This is a genomic window from Rhizobium sp. Root1204 (assembly GCF_001424965.1).
GTDB lineage: Bacteria > Pseudomonadota > Alphaproteobacteria > Rhizobiales > Rhizobiaceae > Pararhizobium.
In genome coordinates this window covers 92984-114947 of the sequence record NZ_LMCZ01000012.1, presented here as the reverse complement: position 1 = coordinate 114947, position 21964 = coordinate 92984, and the positions used below count along the sequence as shown (strand labels likewise).

Below are 21964 nucleotides of genomic sequence, written 5' to 3'. Positions count from 1 at the left end.
CTGCCGCCGGGAGTAAAACTGAAGCCATGCAGTGGAGCGATCAGGCCATCATCATCGGCGTCAAGCGGCACGGGGAAACCTCCGTGGTCGCCGAGGTGATGACGCGGGTGCGCGGCCGCCATCTCGGGCTTGTGCGCGGCGGCAGGTCGCGGACGATGCAGCCGGTGCTGCAGCCCGGCAACGAGGTCGAAGTCACCTGGCGGGCGCGGCTCGACGAGCATCTGGGTGAGTTCAAGATGGAGCCTGTGCGCCTGCGTGCGGCACGGTTGATGGAGGCGGCAACTTCCGTTTACGGCGTTCAGGCCATGGGTGCACTGCTTCGGCTCTTACCTGAGCGCGATCCGCACCCGCATCTCTATGAAGCACTCGATGTCATCCTGGAAAATCTGCACGACCCCCGCGATGCCGGTGAACTGTTCGTGCGCTTCGAGATCGCTGTATTGAATGATCTCGGCTTTGGACTTGATCTTGCGGAATGTGCAGCCACCGGAACGCGCGACGATCTCATTTATGTTTCGCCGAAATCCGGCCGGGCGGTCAGCCGGGCCGCAGGCGCGCCCTATGCCGGCAAGATGCTGGCGCTGCCGGGTTTCCTGGCGCAGGGCGGCGCCGCCGATTTTGATAGCCTGTCCGAAGCGTTCCGCATGACGGCGTTCTTTCTTCATCGCCATGTCTACGAGCCGCGCGGCATTGGCCTTTCGGCCGCCCGCGAAGGGTTTGTGCAGGCGGCACTCAAGGCCCTGAAGCCGCAGAGCGCGACAATCCTCCCATAAGGAATCCTTCACGCATGACTGTCGAACTTTATCCCGGAATGACCGTGTCCGGCGTCGGCACGGTGCCGCTTGAGGCTGTCGCGCGCGATGGCGGGCTGAAGGCGATGCTCGACCTTCTGGCCGGCGTGCATCCCGCGCCGCCGATGTCGGCAACCCTGAAATTCGGATTGAGTGAGGTCGAAGAGGGCAGGGTCGTCTTCAAGGGGCTGCCAGCCGCCGAACATCTCAATCCGCTGGGTACCGTGCATGGCGGCTGGGCGGCGACCATCATGGATTCGGCTCTTGGCTGCGCCGTCATGACGATGCTGAAACCGGGCGAGGCCTATACGACCGTCGAGTTCAAGGTCAATCTGGTCCGCCCGCTGCTGCCCGGCATGGGCGAGGTGTTCTGCGAAGGCAAGATCGTCCATCGCGGCCGCACGATTGCAACCTCGGAAGCGTGGCTCAAAGGCAAGAACGGCAAGCTTCTGGCTCACGGCACGGAAACCTGCGCGATTTTTCCGATCGAGAACCTGATGCGCTGAGTGCGCTGCAAATGGTTGTCACTCGAAAGACGGGTGCTGCGGCACAACCAGAGGGGACAACAATCCGGTGAACATATCGTCGATCTGAACCGTCTATGATTGGCGTCCGGCTGAAAAGCTGTATGGTTCGCAGGATCGCGCCGTCACTGGCGCCATGGAGAAATCAGAATGGAAGTCATTGCTTTCATTGCTTTTGGTCTAGCGCTTGCGGCGTTTTTCAACGGGCGTAAGACAGATGGACGGCTGGATGCCGAGATTGCCGCGCTGAAGGAACAGCTGGCGCAGCTTCAGGCGCGCCTACCCGTCATTCCGGCCGCTGATGCGGTGGTCGAAGCAGCCGATCAGCCCGAAATGCAGGAAAGCGCGCCGGAATCGCTGGAGGTGATACCGGCGGAAACGCCGCGCGCTGCCGAAATCCGCAAGGGTGACGCGATCTTCGGCGGCCTGCCACCCAGCCAGGATGCCGTCGAAAAAGCGTCGCGTGGCGAACCGGTGGCCGCCCGTTCGAACGCGGCGAGCACCACGATCGACGCCGTCGCCCCGCGCCAGAAGGAAAGCCTCGAGAGCCGTCTCGGCGCGCGCTGGGCGGTCTGGGTCGGCGGTATCGCGCTGGCGCTTGGCGGCGTCTTCATGGTGAAATATTCGATCGATGCAGGTCTGCTCAGCCCGGTCGTACGGTTGTCGATGGCGGCCGTCTTCGGTCTCGTCCTGATGGCCATCGGCGAGTTTGTCCGCCGCCGCGCCGTGCCTCTGGTGGCCGACGCATTCCAGAATGCGATGATCCCCGGCATCCTGACCGCGGCAGGCGCCGTCACCCTGTTCGGGGTGTGTTATGCCGCCCATGGCATCTATGGTTTCATCGGGCCGGTTACCGCCTTTGCGCTGTTGGCCTTGGTATCGCTTGCCACCGTTGGCCTGTCGCTGCTGCATGGGCAGGCTCTGGCCGGTCTCGGGCTGCTGGCCTCGCTGGTCACGCCGGCAGTGGTTTCGTCTGAAAGCCCCAGTCCCTGGAGCCTGTTCGGCTTTCTCAGCATCGCCTGGATCGCCACCCTTCTTGCCGCCCGCATCCGCCGCTGGACGGTGGTGCCATCGATGGCCAATATCGGCCTTTGCCTCTGGGCACTGGCCTATATCGCCTCGGCAACGCCATTTGAGACACGGCCCGTCACCCTGATCATGCTGGTGATGATCGCCGGTGTCGGCTTAATTTGGCCGGGCAAACTGGCGGACACCATCGATGACCAGCCGGCAGAGCCGGACCAGCCGCTTGCAGCCGTGCCGTCGTCGTGGGAGCGCACCATGACCCCGCCCTTCGTGGCGATCACGGTAACAGCGGGCATTTCCGCTCTTCTCACTGCGCTGGCGATGATCAGCCCGCTCGCCACCGCCTCCGGCTATCCGGTCATCGAGTTCAGCCTTGTCGTTGCTTCTTTGGCAGCGCTTGGTGCGACGCGCAGCTATGCCGTCTATCCTGCCATCTTCTCCGCCGTCGGCACGATATTGGGCGTCTGGAGCATGACGGCGCTGAGCGGCCTTCTGACATTCATCGCTCCAACCATCCCCGGCCACATCGTCACGTTTGCTGTTTCCGGTCACACCGCGATGCTGGCCAGTATGATTTTGTCCGGCGTGTTCATCGCGCTTGGAGCCCTTGCCATCCATCTGCATGGCAAGGACCGTCCGCCGCTCGCCACCATCTGGGCCACCATCACGGCTGTTGTTCCGATCGCACTGATCGGCATGTCTCTGCTGATGACTGGCAATCTGACATTCGATCTGCCACATGGATTGTTTGCGCTGGCTGCGGGCCTCGTCCTCCTCGGCCTCACCGAGTGGTTCTCGCGCAGCAAGGGCGGCGATGACGGCCTCGATCTGCCACAGGCTTTCCTCGTCGCCGGTTCGCTTGGCTTGATCATCATTGCGCTGCATGCCCTGACTGATGGTCTCGCGACCACCATCCTGATTGCGCTTGTCGGCGCAGCCTATGTCGCGGCCACGCGTCTGCGGACCTGGCCGTCACTGCCCTGGATGATGGTCGGCGCCGCCATCGCCGTGCTTGCCCGTATCGCCTGGGAACCGACCATCGTTGGCACTCTCCATCTTGGCAAAACACCGGTCTTCAACGCGCTTCTGGCCGGTTATGGCATTCCGGCGCTGCTGCTGGTCTTCTCGGCATTCGAGTTGCGCCGCTGGCCGGATCTGCGGGTGCGCAATCTATTACAGGCGCTTGCCAGCCTGTTCGTGCTTCTGACGGTCGCCATCCTCGTGCGCCATGCCATGAACGGCGGCGTGCTCGACAGCGCCGTGCCGACACTCGGCGAACAGTCGATCTACACGCTGCTTGCCATCGGCGCCTCGGGCATCATGATGACGCTCGACCGCAAGTCACCGAGCCCGATTTTCCACTATGGCAGTATGGTGATTGGTGTCCTGTCGATCCTGTCGATCCTTTTTGCCCATCTGATCGGGCTCAATCCTTATTTCAGCGGCGAACTGCTCGGCTCGATCCCGTTCTTCGATCTCTTGCTGATCGGCTACCTGCTGCCGGGGCTCGGTTATGCCGGCCTCGCCTGGTATGCCCGAGGCAAGCGGCCGGTGCCTTACGTGACGATCCTTGCCGTCGCCGCTGCGGTACTTGCCTTTGCCTGGGCAACGCTGTCGGTGCGCCGGTTCTGGCAGGGGCAGAACATCGCTGATTGGAAAGGGTTTGTGCAGGGCGAGACCTATACCTATTCCGTCGTTTGGCTGCTGCTCGGCGTGTTGTTGCTGGTGCTCGGCTCCCGCTTCAATGCCAAGAGCATCCGCATCGCCTCGGCGGTTCTGGTCTTCGTTTCGGTGCTGAAAGTGTTCTTGATCGACATGGCCAATCTCGAAGGTTTTCTGCGCGCGCTCTCGTTTATCGGCCTCGGCGCGGTGCTGATCGGCATCGGGCTGTTCTACCAGAAGATCCTGTCCGGCAGGGCGGGTGCCGGGCCACAGCAGGAAACACCGGTGGACATCGAGGCGGAACCGGGTCAAACAGCCTGAGCTGTTTCGATTCTCCAGCAACCGTTTGGATGGACGCCGCATGAGCCACAGTGTTTCGCTCGCCGCCGCTTTTGCGCCTCACCAGGCTCTTGCGGAACAATTGCTGCCTTACGCCGTCTCCGGCAATGACGGCTCGCATGATGCCGCTCATCTGATCCGGGTGTGGAAGAATGCGCTGCGCATCCACGGCTCGGAAGGCGGAGACCTGCGCATCATCGCGGCCGCGGTTTTGCTGCACGATTGCGTTTCGGTCGAAAAGAATTCGCCCGATCGCGCCCATGCCTCGCGGCTTGCGGCCGAGAAGGCATTCGAAATACTGGATGCGCTCGGCTGGCGGACCATGGACATCACTGCGGTCGCCCACGCGATCGTCACGCACAGTTTTTCTGCCAACATTGCCCCTGAAAGCCTCGAGGCGAAAATTCTGCAGGATGCGGACCGGCTCGATGCGATCGGCATGATTGGTGCTGCCCGCTGCTTCTACATTGCCGGACGCATGGGCAGCGGCCTTTATGATCCGCTGGATCCACTCGCCGAAAATCGCCCGCTCGACGACAAGGCCTTTGCCATTGATCATTTCGAGACAAAACTGTTCAAGCTGACCGATGGTTTCCAGACGGCGGCGGGCCGGGCGCTTGCCCGCCAAGGGCAGGAGCGGCTGCGTGCTGTGCTCGGCATGCTGCTTGAGGAAATCTAGAAAAACCAAAGCCTTGCCGTGATCTGCGGAATCGATCTGCAATGCGCTTGAATCACAATCTGAACGCTCGGGAGTGACGACATGAAGGTGACTGGTCTCAACATCCACCCGCTGAAGAGCGGCCGCGCCATCCCGCAGACTTCGGTTTCGATCCAGCATGACGGCTTGGCCGGAGACCGCCGCTTCATGGTCGTCGATCCCGACGGAAAGTTCATCACCCAGCGCGAATTGCAGCTTCTGGCGCAGGTGGAAGCCACCCATGTGACCGGCGGCGTTCACCTGAAAATGGGAACCCGGTCCACCACCGTCTCCTTCGATCCCGCCCGGCGGCTGGATGTTCGCGTCTGGGACAGCAAGGTCAACGCCGCCGTGTCCGAAGACCATACCAATACCACGCTGTCCGGCTGGTTCGGCCGCCCGGTCAAGCTGGTGCATATGGATGAGCGCGCCACCCGCGCGGTCGGCGAGGAATGGGCGGGCAAGGCGGCACCCGTCGGCTTTGCCGATGGTTTTCCGGTGCTGATCACCACCACATCGTCGCTTGCCGATCTCAACGTCACGCTGATTGCAAAGGGACAGGAGCCGGTCGGTATGGACCGTTTCCGCACCAATATCCTGATCGACAATGACGATCCCTGGGAAGAGGATTTTTGGGAAAGCGTCGAGATCGGGGGCATCATCTTCGATCTCGTCAAACCCTGCGCCCGCTGCATCATGACAACGCAGGACCAGGTCACCGGCGAGCGCATCGGCGGCAACCCGATCCAGGGGCTTGCCGAAAAGCGCATGTCAGCCGACCGTCGCGTTCCGGGTGTCCTGTTCGGCTGGAATGCCGTGCCGCGCAGCGAGGGCGCGATCAATCTCGGCGACGAGATGCGTGTTGTCAGCGAACGAGCCGACCGCTGGCCGATGAAGATCAGGGCTTAACGCCGTTCGCACCGCAACGCGCCGTCAATCTCCTCCATGACCAGTGCTGGTAGTGGCCCCTTCTCCAGCGCCCCGGCATTTTCCTCGACCTGCTTCACCGTGCGAAAGCCGGGGATCGGTAGTGTGTTGGGCGAGCGTGCCCAAAGCCAGGCGAGAGCCCCTTGCGTCAATGTCCGGCCGTCCGTTTGCAGGAGGTCGCGGATCACATCGAGCCGCCGTGAAAACTCAGGAGAGACCACGCCGTCGCGGAAATATTGCAGCCAGTCGAGATCGGCGCTGCGCACATCGTTTGCGGCCAGTCGGTCGCCCGGCTTGAACTTGCCGGAGAGCAGACCCATTGCCAAAGGGCCGCGGTTGATCGAAATGAGATCGGTCTGTTCGACGAGCCTGATCATCTCGTCTGCCGGCTCCAGAACGTTCATCGTATGCTGCACCGAAACGAAGCCATCGCGCCCGGCAAAGCGCGCCGCCCGGTCCGGCCAGTCCGTGCTCCAGCCATAGGCGGCGATCTTGCCCTCGGCTCGCAGGCCGTCGAGTGTGGTAAAGACCGCATCGGCCTCATGCGGATCGAATTCATTGAGATGGAATTGCAGGAGGTCGATCCGCTGGCGCTTCAACCGCTTTAGCGAGGTTTCCACTGAGGCCCGGATGAATTCCGGCGACGCAAAGGCGCCTGTCGCCTGTTTTGTTGCCGGATCGGTGGCGAAGCCGAATTTGGTGGCGATGACAATGTCGGGATGAGAGGCGAGGGCTTGGCCCAGAACATCCTCGGAATGACCGGCGCCGTAGTTCGACGCCGTGTCGAAGAAGCGGATACCGAGATCGATGGCGCGATGGATCGCCCGGATCGATTCCGCATCATCGACATCACCCCAGCCGAGCGGCACGTCTCCGGCATAGAATGGACCACCGATGGCCCAGCAGCCCATGCCAAGACGCGGAATGCTGCGTCCGTCCCAAAGTGTGATGCCGGTTGGTTTTGTCCTGTCGAGCATGATGACCTCCGCGTGATGTTTGCGGGAAAGCTATCAGCCGCTGGCCCTTGCCCATACGGACAGTCTTGCAGGGTGTTTTTCACCGGTGAAAAACACCCTGCTTAAAAACGTTATGTCCAGCTCTTCAAGCCAAGCAGCTTTTCACCGAGGGGGCTGAGTTCAGCGGTCGCGGCATTCTGCTTTTCCCATTCGCGTGGGTCGCCGGGAAAGGCATCGCGGCGGGGATGGTCGCGTTCGCGCCAGAGCCGGATGCGTTCCTGCCGTTCGGTTTCGTTGCTCTCCTCGGCCGGGTGCATGGAGATATATTGCGCCATTCGCACCCGGTCGCCGGAATGGTTTGGCCGCACACCATGCGCCAGCAACGAGTTGAAGATCAACAGATCGCCGGGCTCCATCTCGATGTTGACGACATCAAGGCCTGCTGTGTCCGGATGCATCGGGTCGCGGTCAGTGGGCTGCGTTTTCACCCATTCTTCATGGTGCTCGAACAGCCAGGGAATGCACTGGAATCCGCCGACATCGCCGTCCTGCTTCTTCAGGCTGAGAACGCCCTGCACGCCGACAGGCAGAGGCGTGATCGAGGTATCCACATCCCAGTGGATGAAGCCGCCCGGATTGCCCTTCACCCGTTTCGGCGGATTGAGGTTTGCCCGGTCGATCGTCACCCAGAGGTCTTCGCGGTCCCAGATATCGACAAAGGCGCCGTAGACACGCGGCTCCTGGCGATTGTCCCAGAGATGCTGGTGATTGTAGATCTCCAGCATGCCAGTATTGTTGAGTTCCTTCATCTTGTGTTCGCGGCGTTGCGGCGCATACCAAGTGTCCGGATTGGCCGGGTCCTTTTCGTCGAACTGCCAGAGCAGGTTGACCAGCCGCTCGACATTCGCCATCGGTACGGCCTGGCGCACGATCACGTAACCGCGGGTGATCCAGTGTTGCCAATCGGCTTCAGACAAGACCCTGAGCGGCAGTGTCTTCTTGATGTCCTTCAGCTGCGTCTCGACCGCGCTGCTGGTCGGATGGCTGTCTTTCTTGGCGGCAGTCTGCATGGCGCTTCCTCTTCTCCATGACGTGTATCGATGAAGAGAGGATAGCCCCCTTGGAGTGTTGATGTTGTCGCCACGACGCAAGTTCTGATACTATTCTGGCGTAGTTGTTTGGGAATATGCGGGAATGAAGCCACATCTTGAGCGCTTGCGGCCTGCCGCCGATTCATCCTGGTCGATGCTCAACCGCCGGCTGGACGACGGTATCCCGTTTCAATGGCACCACCATCCCGAACTGGAGTTGACGCTGACGCTCAATTCGCGCGGCGAACGGTTCATCGGCGATCATATCGGGACGTATGACGACGGTGACCTCGTGCTGGTGGGCTCCAACCTGCCGCATACCTGGTGTTCGGCCGAAAAGATCGATACGGACCGTCCGCATGTGGCGCTGGTCCTGTGGTTCCGCCCGGAATGGGTGGAGGCCCTCGATGCGACCTTCACGGAACTGGCCGCCGCGCGCGTCATGCTGATAGGCGCAAGCGCCGGCCTGAAATTCTCGCCGCAGTTTGCAGCGCAAGCCCGGCCGCTGATCGAGGCAGCTTTCACCGAGCCGCCGGAAGACCGGTTGCTGAGCGCCATTCGAATTCTGACCTTGCTTGCCCGTGATAGGGAAGCAAAGCCCCTGTCGAGCACACTGGCTGTACCGGCGGCAGGGCAGGGCGATCGCGCCCGTCTCGATCGTGTTCTCGATCATATTCACCTCCACTACGCCGAAAGCCTGCCGGTCGATGTACTGGCGGGGATCGCCGCCCTCAGTCCGTCCGGCTTGCACCGTCTGTTCGGGCGCCATCTGCAAACGACAATATCGGACTATGTCATGCGCCTGCGGATCGGCGAAGCCTGCGCGCTGCTATCGGGAACGGACCGGCCGGTTGCCCATATCGCCGGTGAGGTCGGTTACGGCTCGCTTGCCAATTTCAATCGCCAGTTCAAGGCGTTGAAGATGCGTACGCCGCGGGATTATCGTAATAGTTTTCGCGCGCGTCGCTGATCGATAGCGGCTTATCCATCAATGTGGCTGATCCGAACGTCATTTTATTTCGCTTTTTTAGCAAGATGCTACAGCGTAAGTTGCGGCCTCAATCACACGGAGTCGCTCATGTCCGCCGTTTCCTCCCCATCCGCAACGCGGGCGCCCGCAGCCAGTCCCGGTCTGCCCTGGCTAATCATCATTGCCGGGTCCCTCATCGCCGTTCTGACCTTCGGACCGCGCTCGGCCATGGGCTTCTTCCAGCTGCCGATGCTCGCCGATACCGGCTGGGACCGCACCACGTTCGGCCTTGCCATGGCCTTCCAGAACCTTGCCTGGGGCGTCAGCCAGCCGTTCTTCGGGGCAATCGCCGATAAATACGGCTCTTGGCGAGTGCTGGCTTTTTCCGGTCTCGTCTATGCCGCTGGCCTGATCATCATGGCATTTGCCAACGCGCCGATCTGGCTGCATATCGGCGGCGGCGTCATGGTGGGGCTGGGGGTCGGTTCCGGTTCGTTCGGTATCCTGCTGTCGGCCTTCGCCCGCAACGTCACGCCGGAGCAGCGCTCGATGGCCTTCGGCATCTGCACGGCGGCCGGTTCCGCCGGGATGTTCCTGTTTGCGCCGCTGAGCCAGGGCCTGATCTCCGCCTTCGGCTGGTCGGACAGCCTGATCTACATGAGCGCGCTGATGTTGCTGGTGCCGCTATTTGCCATCCCGTTGCGTGGCAACTCCTCGTCCGGCACCCAGAAGGAAGCGCAGTACAAGCAGTCGATCGGCGAGGCGCTGAAGGAAGCACTCGGCCACAAGAGCTATCTTTTGCTTGTCACCGGCTTCTTCGTCTGTGGCTATCAGGTGGCTTTCATCACTGCGCATTTTCCGGCCTATATCGGCGATATCGGCATCGATGCGCGTTACGCGGTGATTGCGCTCGCCCTGATCGGCTTCTTCAACATCATCGGTTCGCTCGCTGCCGGTTTCATCGGCCAGCGTTATTCGAAGCCGTATTTTCTGTCGTGGATCTATATTGGCCGGTCGGTGGTGGTGTCCGCCTTCCTGCTGCTGCCGCAGTCGCCAACGTCGGTGATCATCTTTGCCGCGCTCATGGGCCTGCTCTGGCTATCGACGGTGCCGCCGACAAACGGGCTTGTCGCCATCATGTTCGGCACGCGCCATCTCGGCCTGCTTGGCGGTATTGTCTTCCTGTCGCACCAGATCGGCTCCTTCCTTGGCGTCTGGATGGGCGGCTATCTCTATGACCATTTCGGGTCCTACGATCCGGTCTGGTGGCTCGGCGTGGCGCTTGGCGTCTTTGCCGCCATCGTCCATTGGCCGATCGAGGAAAAGGCTGTGACCCGTCCAGCGGTGGCCTGACACCCGCGATTTCTTGCACTCCCGCAGAAAATAGCGGGAGTGCATTCTTGAAAACTGTCACAAAACTTTCTAAATCTCATCTCCCGGCCCTGCCGGTTTTGTTTTGATCCTATTATGCTCAGTTTGAGCAAAATAGGTCAGCCGCCGGAGGGGCGGCAAGAGGAGCAGTCGATGACCATCGCACAGAGCAAGGCAACCCTTGAAGGTTCCGGCGCGGTAAAGACCGCAGCCGAGCGTTTCGGCATAATCGAGCGGCCGGACCTGACGTTCACGCCGGAGATCGCCCGCGAAACCGAGCATCTGTATGAGCGCGTCAAGCAGTTCGTGCCCGCCTTCGAATGGCCGGTTTATGCGCCCTATGTGCATGCCATCAACCGGCTGAAGAAAGAGCGTGGCGCGGTCATCCTCGCCCATAATTACCAGACCCCGGACATCTTCCACTGCGTCGCCGATATCGTCGGCGACAGTCTGCAGCTGGCGCGTGATGCCACCAAGGTCGATGCCGAGATCATTATCCAGTGCGGCGTGCATTTCATGGCCGAGACTTCCAAGCTGCTTAATCCGGAAAAGACCGTGCTGATCCCGGACGGCAAGGCCGGTTGCTCGCTGTCGGAATCGATCACCGGCGCCGATGTCCGGCTTTTGAAACAGCGCTATCCCGGCGTGCCGGTGGTGACATACGTCAACACCTCTGCTGACGTGAAGGCCGAGACCGACATTTGCTGCACGTCGTCCAACGTGCTGGCCGTCGTTGAAAGCCTGGAGAGCGACACCGTCCTCTGCATCCCCGACGAATACCTGGCCATGAACGTCGCCAAGCAGACGAACAAGAAGATCCTCACCTGGAAGGGCCATTGCGAAGTGCACGAGCGCTTCACGGCGGCCGAGCTGCTGGCCTACAAGGAAGCCGATCCGTCGATCGAGATCATCGGTCACCCGGAATGCCATCCGGATGTCATCGCCGTCTGCGATTTCGCTGGTTCGACCGCCGGCATGATCAACTATGTCAAGGACAAGCGCCCGCCGCGCGTGCTGCTGGTCACCGAATGCTCGATGGCCTCCAACATCCAGGCCGAGATCACCGGCGTCGATTTCATCAAGCCGTGCAATCTCTGTCCGCACATGAAGCGCATCACGCTGCCGAAGATTCTCGACAGCCTGTTGTTCATGACGGAGGAAGTTCTGGTCGATCCGGCAATCGCCGATCGCGCCAGGCTTGCCGTCGAGCGGATGGTGAATTTGAAGCAATAAAGGGGAAGCCGGGCGCTGCCTCTTCCCCCCAGCGGGGAGAAGGTGACCGGAGGCCGGATGACGGGGGCGAGCAAACCGGAGTTTGCCCTACCGCCCCCACATCCCCTCGCTGCGCTCGGCACTTCTCCCGCAGGGGAGAAGAGGGAGACACTCCCGGAGGAGGAAGAGCATGCTGACCGATCATTTCCGCCCACAGTCCTTCAACGGCATCGACGATATCGTCATTGTCGGCGGTGGCCTCGCCGGGCTTTTCTGCGCGCTGAAGCTCAGCCCGCGTCCTGTAACGGTGCTCGCAGCAGCGCCCATCGGTCACGGCGCTTCGTCCGCCTGGGCGCAGGGCGGCATTGCTGCTGCCATGGGACTTGGCGATACGATCGACAAACACGTTGCCGATACGCTGGTGGCCGGGGCCGGTATCGTCGATGAAAAGATGACGCGGTTGATGGTGGCGGAAGGCCCGGCCCGCATCCACGATCTGCTCGGCTATGGCGTGCCCTTCGATCACGATCTGGAAGGCAAGCTGCTTCTGTCGCGCGAAGCCGCCCATTCCGAGCGCCGCATCGTCCGCGTCAAGGGTGATATGGCCGGCAAGGCGATCATGGAAGCGCTGATTGCCGCCGTGCGCAACACGCCGTCGATCCGCGTTCTGGAAGGGTATGTCGTCGAGGAACTGGTGCGGCAGGGCCGGTTCATCTCCGGCGTCATCGCCCGTCCGGATGCCGGACAGTCGAAGAACCGTGTGTCGTTTCCGGCCCGCGCGGTGGTGCTGTGCTCAGGCGGCGTCGGCCATCTCTTTTCCGTCACCACCAATCCGACCGAAGCGTGCGGCCAGGGTGTCGGTATGGCAGCGCGTGCCGGTGCGATCATCGCCGATCCGGAATTCATCCAGTTTCATCCGACCGCGATCAATATCGGCCGCGATCCTGCCCCTTTGGCAACCGAAGCCCTGCGCGGCGACGGCGCCCACCTGATCAATTCGGCCGGCAAACGCTTCATGCTGGATATCCATCCGGACGGCGAACTCGCACCGCGCGACATCGTTTCGCGGGGTGTGTTTGCCGAAGTGCAGGCCGGGCGCGGCGCGTTTCTCGATTGCACCAAGGCGGTCGGCGCACATTTCCCCGAAGCGTTCCCGACTGTCTATGCCTCCTGCATGTCGGCAGGCATCGATCCGGTCACACAGCCCATCCCGGTCGTTCCGGCGGTTCATTATCACATGGGTGGCGTCCTGACCGATGCGGAAGGCCGGACCTCGATCGATGGACTCTGGGCCGCGGGCGAGGTGACCTCCACCGGCGTCCACGGCGCCAACCGGCTCGCCTCCAATTCGCTGCTTGAGGCCGTGGTCTTTGCCGCCCGCATCGCCGAAAATATCAAGGGCATGTTGCCGGAGCCGAAGATCACCGACTGGGGCGCCAATGCCGGAGAAAATGACGATCCGGTAACGCTGGAAGACAGCCCGCCGCTGACGGCGCTGCGCCATATCATGAGCGATCATGTCGGCGTCATCCGCAGCCAGGACACGCTGACGCGCGCCATCCGGGCAATTGCCAATCTCGAGCGTCAGAACACCCGGTTGCGCTTCAGCAACATCGTCACCACGGCCAAACTGATCACCACCGGCGCCTATCTGCGAACGGAAAGCCGCGGCGGTCATTACCGCTCCGACTACCCGGATCCGCGCCCGGAATGGAAGCACCGCACGTTCCTCACACTCGCTGAAGCCGACCGGGTCGTCGCCGAAGTGGCGGAAACGGAGAGTGTATAGGTGGTTCTTCTCCCCACCGGGGAGAAGGTGGCCCGTAGGGGCGGATGAGGGGGCCGCAAACCCGGACTGTGCCGTGCCGCCCCCCTCATCGCCTCGCATTCGCTCGGCACTTCTCCCCCGCAGGGGAGAAGAGGAATTCTACCAGTTCGAAACCGAAAGTGCTCAATCATGACACAAACCGCCCTTCGCCCAGAACTGCCCGCCCTGATGGTCGAGGATCAGGTTCGCATGGCCCTTCTGGAAGATCTCGGCCGCGCCGGTGATATCACCACCTATGCGACGATTGCCCCGGACCGGACGGCAACAGCTGAAATGAACGCCCGTGAAACCGGTGTCGTTGCCGGCATGGAGCTTGCCCGCACCGCCTTTCGCCTGATCGATCCGACGATCCGCTTCGAGGCGCTGGTGAAGGACGGCGACCGGATTGCGCCGGGCACGGCGATGGCCCGCATCTCCGGTCCGGCGCGCGGGCTTTTGTCGGCCGAGCGCGTCGCGCTGAATTTCCTCATGCATCTCTGCGGCGTTGCCACCTACACATCGAAGTTCGCGGCCGAGATCGCCCATACCCGGGCAAAAGTCTGCTGCACGCGAAAAACCATTCCCGGCCTGCGGGCGCTGGAAAAATATGCGGTGCGCCTCGGCGGCGGATCCAATCACAGATACGGCCTGGATGATGCGATCCTGATCAAGGACAACCATATCGCCGTCTCCGGCGGCGTTGCCTCTGCTGTTCATGCGGCACGCGCCTATTGCGGTCATCTGGTCAAGATCGAGGTCGAGGTCGATGGTCTCGACCAGATGCGCGAGGCGCTGACCGCCAGCCCGGATGTGATCCTGCTCGATAATATGGGACCTGATCTGCTCAGGGAGGCCGTGGCCGTCAATGCCGCCCACTGGCAGCTGTCTACGGACGCCTATGCCGCCGACCCGCACCGGACCAAGCTCGAGGCCTCCGGCAACGTTAATTTCCAGACCATCCGCGCTATCTCCGAAACCGGCGTCGACTATATCTCGACCTCAAAAATCACCATGGCCGCGCCGACACTGGATATCGGGCTTGATATCGTCATCGGCTAAATGCGGGCGCGTCAGGCACCAGCAATTGTCCGACGCCGCTTCCATTCGTCGGCAACATCGCCCATCGTCTTCTCCGCGCCGTCCTTGATCCAGGCCATGAAAGCACGATCGAACGCAAAGTCGTCACCGCATTCTGCGGTGAGAAAACGGCGGACGTTCTGGGTGTTGCGATAGGTTCGGGTGACCACTGTGTCGCGGTTGATCGGATCGCCGTGCCAGTCGAAACCCGTCATCTCTTGCTTCCTATCGTTGCAGTACGAACGGACAGACCAGGCACGCGCCGATCGTCAGCGTCTTGCCGCAGTCGTAGCGGCAGGTTTTGAACTGTCCATTCAGGTCGTCGCTGGTCAGGTTGCATTGGGTAATCGCCGGTTGGCTGGTGGTACCGTTGTTACCGAAATAATCGGAAATGGCAGGCTTGTCCTCCGGGGCCGTCAGAACAGCACCGGCGAGGAGAAGAGCAATGACCTTCATCGGTTTCTCCTGTTTTCATCACGGCCGTTGGTCATAGGGCTTGTGAATTGCCGTCAGGGAACCTTTACCTACACGGCGTGGTTGGCGCAAATAGGCCGCGTTTCCAATCGCTGGATTTGAAGAAGGATTGTTCGTGTCGGCAGATTTCTGGATTTTCGTTGTCATCGGTTTCTTCGCACAATTGGTCGATGGCGCTCTGGGAATGGCCTTCGGCCTGCTGTCCACCACCAGCCTTCTGGCCTTCGGTGTCCCGCCGGCAACGGCAAGCGCGATGACTCATATCGCCGAAATCTTCACGACCGCTGCATCCGGTGCATCGCATACCTATCAGCGCAACATCAACTGGCGGCTTGTCGCGCGGCTGGCTCCCGCTGGCATGATCGGCGGGGCGCTCGGCGCCTACGGCGTGTCGAACATTGATGGCAAGGTGATCGAGCCGTTCGTTTCGGCCTATCTGGTGCTGGTCGGCCTCTATATCCTGTTCAAGGCGGTGCGGCCGCTCTGGGTGCGCGAGGTTAAGGATTGGGCCGTGCCGTTCATCGGTTTGGGTGGCGGCGTTCTCGATGCTGCGGGCGGCGGCGGCTGGGGGCCGATCGTGACGACATCACTGATCGGCCGCGGCCATGACCCGAAAAAGGTCATCGGTTCCACCAGCCTGACCGAGTTTCTCGTCACCCTGACGATCTCGGCGACGTTCGTATTCACGCTCGGCTGGTCCGATCTCGGCTCGGCGATCGGTCTCGTGCTGGGTGGAGTGCTGGCTGCTCCCATCGGCGCGATCGTCGTCAAGCACCTGCCGGTCAGGCCGCTTCTGATCGCCGTTTCCCTCGTCATCATCACCACGTCGGCGATCCGGATATTCTGATCCGCACATCACAGGGTTTCTCCAGCCATACCGGTTGATTGTGGAACTGCTGGCCGCATCAGGCGTTGCATCTTCAGCCAATCATCCACTGGAGGAATGTCTGATGAAATGCTTGCTCCCTACGCTCGCCCTTGTTCTCGTCACATCGACAGGCGCTTTTGCGCAATCGTCATCCCAGACTGCCATCGCCAATTTCATCGGCAAGGATGGCAAGGAGACGGGACGGGCAACCCTGACGAAGGGTAAGAATGGCGTACTGATCGAGGTGGAGGTGACGAACCTGCCGCCCGGAAAGTGGGTAGCCTTTCATGTGCACGAGACCGGCAAATGCGACGCCGCGCACAATCATGAATCGGCCGGCAAGCATTTCAACCCGGGTAATGCCGAACATGGTTTTCTCGCCGCCAACGGCCCGCATGCCGGTGATATGCCCAACCAGTATGTCGGCGCCGATGGCGTCATGCGAGCGCAGGTCTTCAACAGCATGGTGGTGCTCGACAATGCCGATAACGGCATTCGCGGCCGGGCGCTGATGGTGCATGCGAAATCCGATGACAATCGCAGCCAGCCTTCGGGTGATGCCGGTGACCGGCTCGCTTGTGCGGTTATCGAATAGCAGCTCCGGCCTTACGAGGCAGCCGGATCCTCGGCTGGCTGTTCAGGCAGATAAAAGACACGCTTGGCGGCACGCAGCATATCGCGTGTCGTCGCCCACCATTTGGCGGTGCCCACCCAGTAGCGAAGCGTCAGCGATGTCCCGTCCTTGCTCAGATCGGCAATGAAAGTCGAGGGGGCCGGGGTTTGTTCTATGGCCGGATTTCCTTTCGCAAGATCCAGCAAGGCGGCCTGAGCCGCATCGATATCCTCGTGATTGCCGATGATTACCGTCAGGTCATGGCGCCGCAGGCGCTCGCGGCTGTAGTTGGTGACCGGTACATTCCAGAGCGTCGAGTTTGGTGCGAGGCGATAGAGCCCATCCGCTGTCCTCAACTCCGTTGCGAAGAGACCGATTTCCGTGACGGTGCCGGTGACGGCAGGCGTTTCGATCGACTCTCCGACCCGGAACGGCCGCAGCACCAGGAGCATGATTCCCGCCGCTATGTTCTGCAGTGTTCCTTGTAGCGCGAGCCCGATGGCCAGACCGGCGGCGCCCAAGGTCGCGATGATCGAGGCTGTCTGCACCCCGAACTGGCCAAGAACCGTGATGAAGACCAGCAACAGGACCGCGTAGCGCACGATATTGGAGAAAAACCGGGCAAGCGTCTCGTCGATGCCGCGCACCCGTGACAGGCCGGAATAAGCCCAGTTGTGCAGAAGCCGCGAAATGATCCATCCCACAAACAAAAGGATGACGGCGCCGAGGACCGAGAAGGAATATTGCACCGCCAGCGCGCTTGCCTGACTGAGCGCCGTGCGTGTGGCGATGATGACGTCCGTTGCCTGTTGTTCCATCGGGCCTTTCCCTTGTCATGCTTGAAGGGGAGGGAGATGGAGCGCGGGGCCGGTGCGTCAACCCTGAAAAAAGGCAGTTGCTGTCAGCAGCATTTATCGACCACCAACTTTGAGGCCGGGGGCCGGACGTTCGTCGAGAATTTGGCGGCGGAAACGGAAGAGGGCGGCTGGCCGTCCACCGGTCGCGGCCGTCAGCATGCCGGTCGGCTCGACCAGTTCCGCGCCTTCGACCAGACGGCGAAAATTCTGTTTGTGCAGGTGGCGGCCTGAAATCGCTTCCACCGTCGCCTGCAGATCCGTCAGCGTGAATTCCGGCGGCATCAGTTCGAAGATCACCGGCCGGTATTTGATCTTGCCGCGCAGCCGCGCAACCGCCGTGGCAACGATGCGGCGATGATCGTGACGCATTGTCAGGCCAACCGGCGGAGTGGCGGTGGCGCTGGCGCGGCCGTCGATCACGGCTTCGCCGACCAGGCCGGCCTCATAGAGAAGTTCGTAGCGCTCCAGCACGCGCTCCTCGTCCCAGGGGAAATCATCGAGCCCGAAGGCAAGGCGTGTGCGGGTGCGCCGTTGCGGCAGGCCCATCCGTTCGTCCTGATGCCCGCCCATTTCCCACTGGCGCAAGGCGGGGAGAATGATCTGGTCGATCAGCACTGGCCGGCCCTGCCGCCAGTCTTCCCACGGCAGGTAGCTGTACCAGTCGCGCCAATGGGCGCCGGCCTCGGCGAGGCGGGCGTTGTTTTCCGCGTCCGTGCGGGTCAGCGCCAGATAGCCGACCGATACCATATGCGTACTGCTTTCGCCCGCCGAGCGGTGGCGGCCCTGGTCGCCAAATGTGTAGAGTTGCTCGATGTACCCGAGATCAAGCGCCGTCTGCTGCTCGACGCTGGCTCGAAGGCTGGTTTCGAATGTCCGGTGGCGGGCAGGGTCGAAGGGGCCGAAGGGCAGGCCGTCCCGGCTGTCACTCTGTTCGTCGCTGACAGCGAGGATACGCGGCGAGCGGCTGGTCACCGCGACGATCGCGGCGTTGAGGCCGATTTCGACGCCAACGGTCCTGTCAGCCGGCATGGGCGGCAGGCTCCGGCAGCGGGGAAAAGACGAAGGGCACGTTTCCATCGGTATCGGCACCGCGGCCGATGGCCTTGATTGCCGCCACCAGCCGGCCGTCGCGCGACAACATCCGATCGCCGATCTCGATCAGCCGGGAATTGGGCGTGACATAGGCGGAGGCGGCGCGCAGCCGCAATGCAAGCTCTGTTTCGTCCTGATCGGGCTCAACCGCCAGGGAGGCGAGAACGGCAGCGGCAGGCGAGCGCGATATGCCCATCCAGCAGTGGATCAGCAACGGAGCCGAACGATCCCATTGCCGCGCAAAGTCGATGATCTGTTGCACGTGCTCTTCGCCCGGAGCGACAAGAGCGGCATTTCCGGAAAAGGTAATATCGTTCATTCCCAGCAGTAGATGCCGGTCAGCCGTAATCACGGCCGGACGATGAAAGGCCTGCTCCTTGGCCATCAGGCTGATCATTTCGCGGGCGCGATGGCGCACAGCCATTTCGGCGATGCGCGACAGGGGCGAGACGACAATCACCGGCATCTCAGGACACCGCCCGTAAAGCCGAACGTTCCGCCTCGATCGCGGCAAACCGTTCGGCAAACAATCTTTGCGCCTCGATGGCCGGCAGCGGATCGATCAGGATCATCTCGCGGGTGATGCCGCGCGGCTGGCCAAAGAACTTGCGCGCTTCGGTCAGTGAAAATCCGGCAAGCACGGTCGCCTCGAAATAGGCAGCGATCTGATCGGCCTTCTTGATCCGGGTCTTCAGCTCCGCCGATGCCGCGGCAGGAAGGCCGAAACGCAGATGAATGGCGCTCTCCAACCTCTTCTCGACCACCTTGTAGCCGCCGCCGACCACGGCCTTGAACGGCGAGATCATGTCGCCGATCACATATTCCGGGGCATCATGCAGCAGGGCCATCTGGCATTCCTCGGCTGTGCAGCTGAACTGGCGGCGAAAGATTTCCTCGACGACAAGGCTATGCTGGGCAACGGAAAAGGCGTGATCACCGTCCGTCTGGCCGTTCCAGCGGGCAACACGGGCAAGCCCGTGGGCGATATCGGACAGCTCGACATCGAGCGGTGAGGGGTCGAGCAGATCGAGCCGCCGTCCGGAAAGCATGCGCTGCCAGGCACGGGCAGACATCAGGCGCTTTCCTCACCGGCTTCAGCCGGGAAATCCAGGCCTGTCCAGGTGGGCAGGGTGAGCGTTACCGCGGTGTCTCCGGCAAGGATCGGCTCGCCCGAAGCGATGGCTTCGCCAGCCTTGTCGATGCGCACGATCGCCAAGCCTGATGCGCCAATGACGCTGCCGAGCGTGCCGATCGAGCGTCCCTTGACCGTCAGCGCTGTTCCGGTTTCCGGCAGTGCGGTTTCTGCTGCGACAATCACCACACGCCGCCGCGCGGTGCCGCGATGCTGCATGCGCGACACGACTTCCTGGCCGACATAGCAGCCCTTCTTGAAGGACAGTGCGCCGTTCTTGTCCATCAGCACATCATGGGGAAAAGCGTCCTGCAGAGCATAATCGGAGCCCGAAACGGCAATACCGCTCTGAATGCGAAGGCGATCATAGTCGCCGGTGCCAGCCGTTTCGCCCTCTCCACCATAGGTGCGGAAAACGGCCAGTCCGGCCTTGGCAAAACGCGCATCGCGATAGGCGCCGGGCGCCTCGTCGAAACGGATGGCAACGGCGGCAGGATTGGCGAGCGACAGTGAAATCGGCGCGCGTAGCTTGTACATGGTCAATCGCTTCAACAGCGCTTCGGCCTGATCCGCGCCGGTTTCGAGATTGATCGTCGCGCCGTCGCGGCTGACCATGAAGTCAAACAGAATCTTGCCCTGTGGTGTCAAAAGCGCGCCGGGCTTTGCTTCGCCGTCTTCGAGAAGGTCGAGATCGGTGGTGATCAGCGCTTGCAGGAATTCCTGCGCGTCCTGTCCCGACACGGTAATCATGGCACGATCTGGAAGGGTGGCGGGCTGCATGGCGTTTATCCTGTTTGTCAGGTGAAACAGGTAGGATTTCGCACGCGCCGCGGCAAGCGCTTTGCGCCGCCGTTAGTCGCCAGCCACGAAAAATTTCCACTGGCCGTCAGGTGTGATCCCCACGCGGTAGAAATTGTAATTGCCGCCTTCTTCCATCTCGGCGAAATCGCCGGCGGTCACCAGACGGAACAGATCAACCTTTTCCGGCGGGGTCAGGGATGCCAGCGGCTTTTCGGTGAAGTAGGGCCAGACATAGGCTTCTTCAGGCGTACCCTTGTCGACGAGAACGAAACCGGCCGACAGCACATCGAGCAGGATCGCCAGGATTTCGATCCCTTGCGGATCGCCCGACAGGCCCTTCAGCGTCTCGATCGGATCGGCATCGGCCTCGCCGACTTGAGTCTGGGTCGGACCTTTGCCGAGCAGGGGCCGCAGCCGTTCGATGTCGCCGGAGGCGGCAGCCTCGACGATCAATTCGCGCATCCGGGCGACCGGCTTGGGAATTTTGGAAACGTCCGACAGGACCTCGACCGGAGCGGCTGGCGCCTTGTCCTCTATCGAATCATCCTTGGCGTCACGGGCAGGCTTGTTGACCAGCGGATCCGGCATCGGAATCTGCATGGGGTCGGTATCGCGTGGCTCGTCTTCTTCGGGAATGTCCTTGGCCGGCTTATCCTGGCTCGTTTCGCCAGGTATCCGCTTCAATTCGCTGAGTGCGAAGGCTGGATGGGGCAGAAGGATGGATACGGCGAGCAGGCTGGAAAGCAGCAACGCAGAAAGGCGAACCGCACGCATCCGGCATGCTGACAGCTGACGTTCCATGATAGCCTCGAAACTACTGCAGGGTGCGTTCCGGTGAGAATTCACCGGCCAGCATACGCTCGCGAAGCGAATTCAGCATGGCCTCGGCACCTTCTTCGCCATGAAGGCGGATCGTTTCGCGCATGGCAAGCGCAATGGCAGCGTCGGCAATGATTTCAGGCTCGATGCCATCGGCCATGCCATCCGCCCAGGCCTCATTCTGGTGTTCCAGGGCTGCCTGCATCTTCTCATGAACAATCATGTCGTCGATGTCATTCAGACTTGGTTCCATCATTCGTTCCATGCCGTTTCACGCTCTTTACTTGGCACCTGACTCAGGGCGATGCCACTTCTTACCACTCTCTTAACAACCTTAGCAGCCTTTTCCCAAAACGACACGGGCTCCTGAAGAAAGAGGTTAATTTATCGTTAATTTCCAAAGCGGGCGGTTATTTCTGAAGCAAGTGTTGCTCCTTCGGCACGGTATCGCTCGTCAGCGACCACGGCCGGAGCCGTGCAGGCCGTATAAACCGAGGCAAATGTCCGGTAGCCGCGGTTGAAGGCGGCGGTCATCCGCGCACGCCGGTCGGCTTCGCCCTTTGCTTCCTTGTTGAGCAGATCCTGCATCGATTGCCGCCAGGTATCTGCAGTGGAATCCTTGCAGAGGGTGCGCAAATAGTGAACGGATCCAAGGATTTCCGATAAACGCAGCAGGCGCGCATCGTAAGGTGCAGGCTTCTCGGCGACAGCAACAGGCGCGCCCGCCGGTGGAACGCCCTGCGCCAGCGCGGCAAGCGGCAGGCAGGCAAAAGCCAGGAGAAGAGACGATCGTGCGGCCAGAAAACGGATCATTTCCCTTTCAAGCCCCGAATCATGCCTGCGGGCAAGTGGATTTTG

24 protein-coding genes are annotated in these 21964 nt (G+C 61.6%); 12 read left to right on the top strand and 12 right to left on the bottom strand.

All coding sequences use genetic code 11. The annotated features are described in order from the left end of the window. Window positions 1-26 precede the first annotated feature (26 nt). The 5 genes from recO to ASC96_RS13650 all read left to right on the top strand — a co-directional run bounded on the left by recO (window position 27) and on the right by ASC96_RS13650 (window position 5948). Entirely contained in the window at window positions 27-773 is a 747-nt protein-coding gene (gene recO, locus ASC96_RS13670) for a DNA repair protein RecO (protein ID WP_060503601.1), read from the top strand. A 14-nt stretch (window positions 774-787) separates the two neighbouring features. Next, entirely contained in the window at window positions 788-1297 is a 510-nt protein-coding gene (locus ASC96_RS13665; protein ID WP_060503600.1) for a PaaI family thioesterase, read from the top strand. A 168-nt stretch (window positions 1298-1465) separates the two neighbouring features. Beyond that, complete coding sequence (locus ASC96_RS13660; RefSeq protein ID WP_060503599.1) at window positions 1466-4324, top strand: DUF2339 domain-containing protein; 2859 nt, start codon at window positions 1466-1468, stop codon at window positions 4322-4324. 40 nt (window positions 4325-4364) lie between these two features. Continuing rightward, window positions 4365-5021 carry an HD domain-containing protein gene (locus tag ASC96_RS13655; protein WP_060503598.1) on the top strand — a complete coding sequence of 219 codons (657 nt, stop codon included), beginning with the start codon at window positions 4365-4367 and terminating at the stop codon, window positions 5019-5021. Between the two features lie 81 nt (window positions 5022-5102). Continuing rightward, on the top strand, window positions 5103-5948 hold the full coding sequence (locus tag ASC96_RS13650; RefSeq protein WP_060503597.1) for an MOSC domain-containing protein: 846 nt from the start codon (window positions 5103-5105) through the stop codon (window positions 5946-5948). On the opposite strand, the gene ASC96_RS13645 is transcribed toward ASC96_RS13650, so the two are convergent. Both ASC96_RS13645 and ASC96_RS13640 read right to left on the bottom strand, forming a co-directional pair. Beyond that, window positions 5945-6943 carry an aldo/keto reductase gene (locus tag ASC96_RS13645; protein ID WP_060503596.1) on the bottom strand — a complete coding sequence of 333 codons (999 nt, stop codon included), beginning with the start codon at window positions 6941-6943 and terminating at the stop codon, window positions 5945-5947. The two genes, ASC96_RS13650 and ASC96_RS13645, sit on opposite strands and share 4 nt — an antisense overlap. A gap of 110 nt (window positions 6944-7053) precedes the next feature. Beyond that, a complete protein-coding gene (locus ASC96_RS13640; protein ID WP_060503595.1) occupies window positions 7054-7992 on the bottom strand; it encodes a phytanoyl-CoA dioxygenase family protein in 939 nt (312 codons plus the stop codon). Between the two features lie 124 nt (window positions 7993-8116). Here ASC96_RS13640 and ASC96_RS13635 point away from each other — a divergent pair, with 124 nt between their 5' ends. The 5 genes from ASC96_RS13635 (at window position 8117) to nadC (ending at window position 14432) form a co-directional block, all read left to right on the top strand. Continuing rightward, window positions 8117-8983: an AraC family transcriptional regulator gene (locus tag ASC96_RS13635; protein ID WP_060503594.1), complete on the top strand. Its 867-nt coding sequence runs from the start codon at window positions 8117-8119 to the stop codon at window positions 8981-8983. 108 nt (window positions 8984-9091) lie between these two features. Further along, the gene (locus ASC96_RS13630; RefSeq protein WP_060503593.1) at window positions 9092-10336 is read left to right on the top strand and encodes an MFS transporter; all 1245 of its coding nucleotides are present in this window, start codon (window positions 9092-9094) and stop codon (window positions 10334-10336) included. Window positions 10337-10507: 171 nt separating this feature from the next. After that, on the top strand, window positions 10508-11587 hold the full coding sequence (gene nadA / locus ASC96_RS13625) for a quinolinate synthase NadA (protein ID WP_060503592.1): 1080 nt from the start codon (window positions 10508-10510) through the stop codon (window positions 11585-11587). A 169-nt stretch (window positions 11588-11756) separates the two neighbouring features. Then, the gene (locus ASC96_RS13620) at window positions 11757-13355 is read left to right on the top strand and encodes an L-aspartate oxidase (RefSeq protein WP_060503591.1); all 1599 of its coding nucleotides are present in this window, start codon (window positions 11757-11759) and stop codon (window positions 13353-13355) included. A gap of 168 nt (window positions 13356-13523) precedes the next feature. Further along, window positions 13524-14432: a carboxylating nicotinate-nucleotide diphosphorylase gene (gene nadC / locus ASC96_RS13615; protein WP_060503590.1), complete on the top strand. Its 909-nt coding sequence runs from the start codon at window positions 13524-13526 to the stop codon at window positions 14430-14432. An 11-nt stretch (window positions 14433-14443) separates the two neighbouring features. On the opposite strand, the gene ASC96_RS13610 is transcribed toward nadC, so the two are convergent. Both ASC96_RS13610 and ASC96_RS13605 read right to left on the bottom strand, forming a co-directional pair. Then, a complete protein-coding gene (locus ASC96_RS13610; RefSeq protein ID WP_060503589.1) occupies window positions 14444-14665 on the bottom strand; it encodes a DUF6434 domain-containing protein in 222 nt (73 codons plus the stop codon). A gap of 10 nt (window positions 14666-14675) precedes the next feature. Next, the gene (locus ASC96_RS13605; protein ID WP_060503588.1) at window positions 14676-14906 is read right to left on the bottom strand and encodes a hypothetical protein; all 231 of its coding nucleotides are present in this window, start codon (window positions 14904-14906) and stop codon (window positions 14676-14678) included. A 133-nt stretch (window positions 14907-15039) separates the two neighbouring features. Here ASC96_RS13605 and ASC96_RS13600 point away from each other — a divergent pair, with 133 nt between their 5' ends. After that, entirely contained in the window at window positions 15040-15771 is a 732-nt protein-coding gene (locus ASC96_RS13600; RefSeq protein WP_060503814.1) for a sulfite exporter TauE/SafE family protein, read from the top strand. 103 nt (window positions 15772-15874) lie between these two features. Then, entirely contained in the window at window positions 15875-16387 is a 513-nt protein-coding gene (locus ASC96_RS13595) for a superoxide dismutase family protein (protein ID WP_060503587.1), read from the top strand. A gap of 11 nt (window positions 16388-16398) precedes the next feature. On the opposite strand, the gene ASC96_RS13590 is transcribed toward ASC96_RS13595, so the two are convergent. From ASC96_RS13590 to ASC96_RS13555, 8 genes are all read right to left on the bottom strand, one after another. Beyond that, the gene (locus ASC96_RS13590; RefSeq protein WP_060503586.1) at window positions 16399-17223 is read right to left on the bottom strand and encodes a mechanosensitive ion channel domain-containing protein; all 825 of its coding nucleotides are present in this window, start codon (window positions 17221-17223) and stop codon (window positions 16399-16401) included. Window positions 17224-17316: 93 nt separating this feature from the next. Next, on the bottom strand, window positions 17317-18291 hold the full coding sequence (locus tag ASC96_RS13585; protein WP_112834537.1) for an NAD regulator: 975 nt from the start codon (window positions 18289-18291) through the stop codon (window positions 17317-17319). After that, complete coding sequence (locus tag ASC96_RS13580; RefSeq protein ID WP_060503585.1) at window positions 18281-18820, bottom strand: tyrosine phosphatase family protein; 540 nt, start codon at window positions 18818-18820, stop codon at window positions 18281-18283. Before ASC96_RS13580 ends, ASC96_RS13585 begins: the two co-directional genes overlap by 11 nt. A 1-nt stretch (window position 18821) precedes the next feature. After that, entirely contained in the window at window positions 18822-19430 is a 609-nt protein-coding gene (locus ASC96_RS13575; protein ID WP_112834536.1) for an HD family hydrolase, read from the bottom strand. Then, window positions 19427-20266 carry a folate-binding protein YgfZ gene (locus ASC96_RS13570; protein WP_060503583.1) on the bottom strand — a complete coding sequence of 280 codons (840 nt, stop codon included), beginning with the start codon at window positions 20264-20266 and terminating at the stop codon, window positions 19427-19429. Before ASC96_RS13570 ends, ASC96_RS13575 begins: the two co-directional genes overlap by 4 nt. 72 nt (window positions 20267-20338) lie before the next feature. Continuing rightward, a complete protein-coding gene (locus ASC96_RS13565) occupies window positions 20339-21088 on the bottom strand; it encodes a hypothetical protein (RefSeq protein WP_060503582.1) in 750 nt (249 codons plus the stop codon). 13 nt (window positions 21089-21101) lie between these two features. Continuing rightward, the gene (locus ASC96_RS13560) at window positions 21102-21371 is read right to left on the bottom strand and encodes a hypothetical protein (RefSeq protein WP_112834535.1); all 270 of its coding nucleotides are present in this window, start codon (window positions 21369-21371) and stop codon (window positions 21102-21104) included. A 125-nt stretch (window positions 21372-21496) separates the two neighbouring features. Next, a complete protein-coding gene (locus tag ASC96_RS13555) occupies window positions 21497-21919 on the bottom strand; it encodes a TIGR02301 family protein (RefSeq protein ID WP_082512061.1) in 423 nt (140 codons plus the stop codon). Window positions 21920-21964 lie beyond the last annotated feature (45 nt).

What these genes read in the sequence shown, in the direction of transcription:
- ASC96_RS13595 (WP_060503587.1), top strand. Translation starts at nt 15,875, where the DNA reads ATGAAATGCTTGCTCCCTACGCTCGCCCTTGTTCTCGTCACATCGACA.
- ASC96_RS13655 (WP_060503598.1), top strand. Translation starts at nt 4,365, where the DNA reads ATGAGCCACAGTGTTTCGCTCGCCGCCGCTTTTGCGCCTCACCAGGCT.
- ASC96_RS13590 (WP_060503586.1), bottom strand. Translation starts at nt 17,223, where the DNA reads ATGGAACAACAGGCAACGGACGTCATCATCGCCACACGCACGGCGCTC.
- ASC96_RS13610 (WP_060503589.1), bottom strand. Translation starts at nt 14,665, where the DNA reads ATGACGGGTTTCGACTGGCACGGCGATCCGATCAACCGCGACACAGTG.
- ASC96_RS13605 (WP_060503588.1), bottom strand. Translation starts at nt 14,906, where the DNA reads ATGAAGGTCATTGCTCTTCTCCTCGCCGGTGCTGTTCTGACGGCCCCG.
- ASC96_RS13665 (WP_060503600.1), top strand. Translation starts at nt 788, where the DNA reads ATGACTGTCGAACTTTATCCCGGAATGACCGTGTCCGGCGTCGGCACG.
- ASC96_RS13630 (WP_060503593.1), top strand. Translation starts at nt 9,092, where the DNA reads ATGTCCGCCGTTTCCTCCCCATCCGCAACGCGGGCGCCCGCAGCCAGT.
- ASC96_RS13650 (WP_060503597.1), top strand. Translation starts at nt 5,103, where the DNA reads ATGAAGGTGACTGGTCTCAACATCCACCCGCTGAAGAGCGGCCGCGCC.
- ASC96_RS13560 (WP_112834535.1), bottom strand. Translation starts at nt 21,371, where the DNA reads ATGGAACGAATGATGGAACCAAGTCTGAATGACATCGACGACATGATT.
- nadA (WP_060503592.1), top strand. Translation starts at nt 10,508, where the DNA reads ATGACCATCGCACAGAGCAAGGCAACCCTTGAAGGTTCCGGCGCGGTA.
- ASC96_RS13555 (WP_082512061.1), bottom strand. Translation starts at nt 21,919, where the DNA reads ATGATCCGTTTTCTGGCCGCACGATCGTCTCTTCTCCTGGCTTTTGCC.
- ASC96_RS13570 (WP_060503583.1), bottom strand. Translation starts at nt 20,266, where the DNA reads ATGCAGCCCGCCACCCTTCCAGATCGTGCCATGATTACCGTGTCGGGA.
- ASC96_RS13565 (WP_060503582.1), bottom strand. Translation starts at nt 21,088, where the DNA reads ATGGAACGTCAGCTGTCAGCATGCCGGATGCGTGCGGTTCGCCTTTCT.
- ASC96_RS13620 (WP_060503591.1), top strand. Translation starts at nt 11,757, where the DNA reads ATGCTGACCGATCATTTCCGCCCACAGTCCTTCAACGGCATCGACGAT.
- recO (WP_060503601.1), top strand. Translation starts at nt 27, where the DNA reads ATGCAGTGGAGCGATCAGGCCATCATCATCGGCGTCAAGCGGCACGGG.
- ASC96_RS13585 (WP_112834537.1), bottom strand. Translation starts at nt 18,291, where the DNA reads ATGCCGGCTGACAGGACCGTTGGCGTCGAAATCGGCCTCAACGCCGCG.
- nadC (WP_060503590.1), top strand. Translation starts at nt 13,524, where the DNA reads ATGACACAAACCGCCCTTCGCCCAGAACTGCCCGCCCTGATGGTCGAG.
- ASC96_RS13640 (WP_060503595.1), bottom strand. Translation starts at nt 7,992, where the DNA reads ATGCAGACTGCCGCCAAGAAAGACAGCCATCCGACCAGCAGCGCGGTC.
- ASC96_RS13635 (WP_060503594.1), top strand. Translation starts at nt 8,117, where the DNA reads ATGAAGCCACATCTTGAGCGCTTGCGGCCTGCCGCCGATTCATCCTGG.
- ASC96_RS13660 (WP_060503599.1), top strand. Translation starts at nt 1,466, where the DNA reads ATGGAAGTCATTGCTTTCATTGCTTTTGGTCTAGCGCTTGCGGCGTTT.
- ASC96_RS13645 (WP_060503596.1), bottom strand. Translation starts at nt 6,943, where the DNA reads ATGCTCGACAGGACAAAACCAACCGGCATCACACTTTGGGACGGACGC.
- ASC96_RS13580 (WP_060503585.1), bottom strand. Translation starts at nt 18,820, where the DNA reads ATGCCGGTGATTGTCGTCTCGCCCCTGTCGCGCATCGCCGAAATGGCT.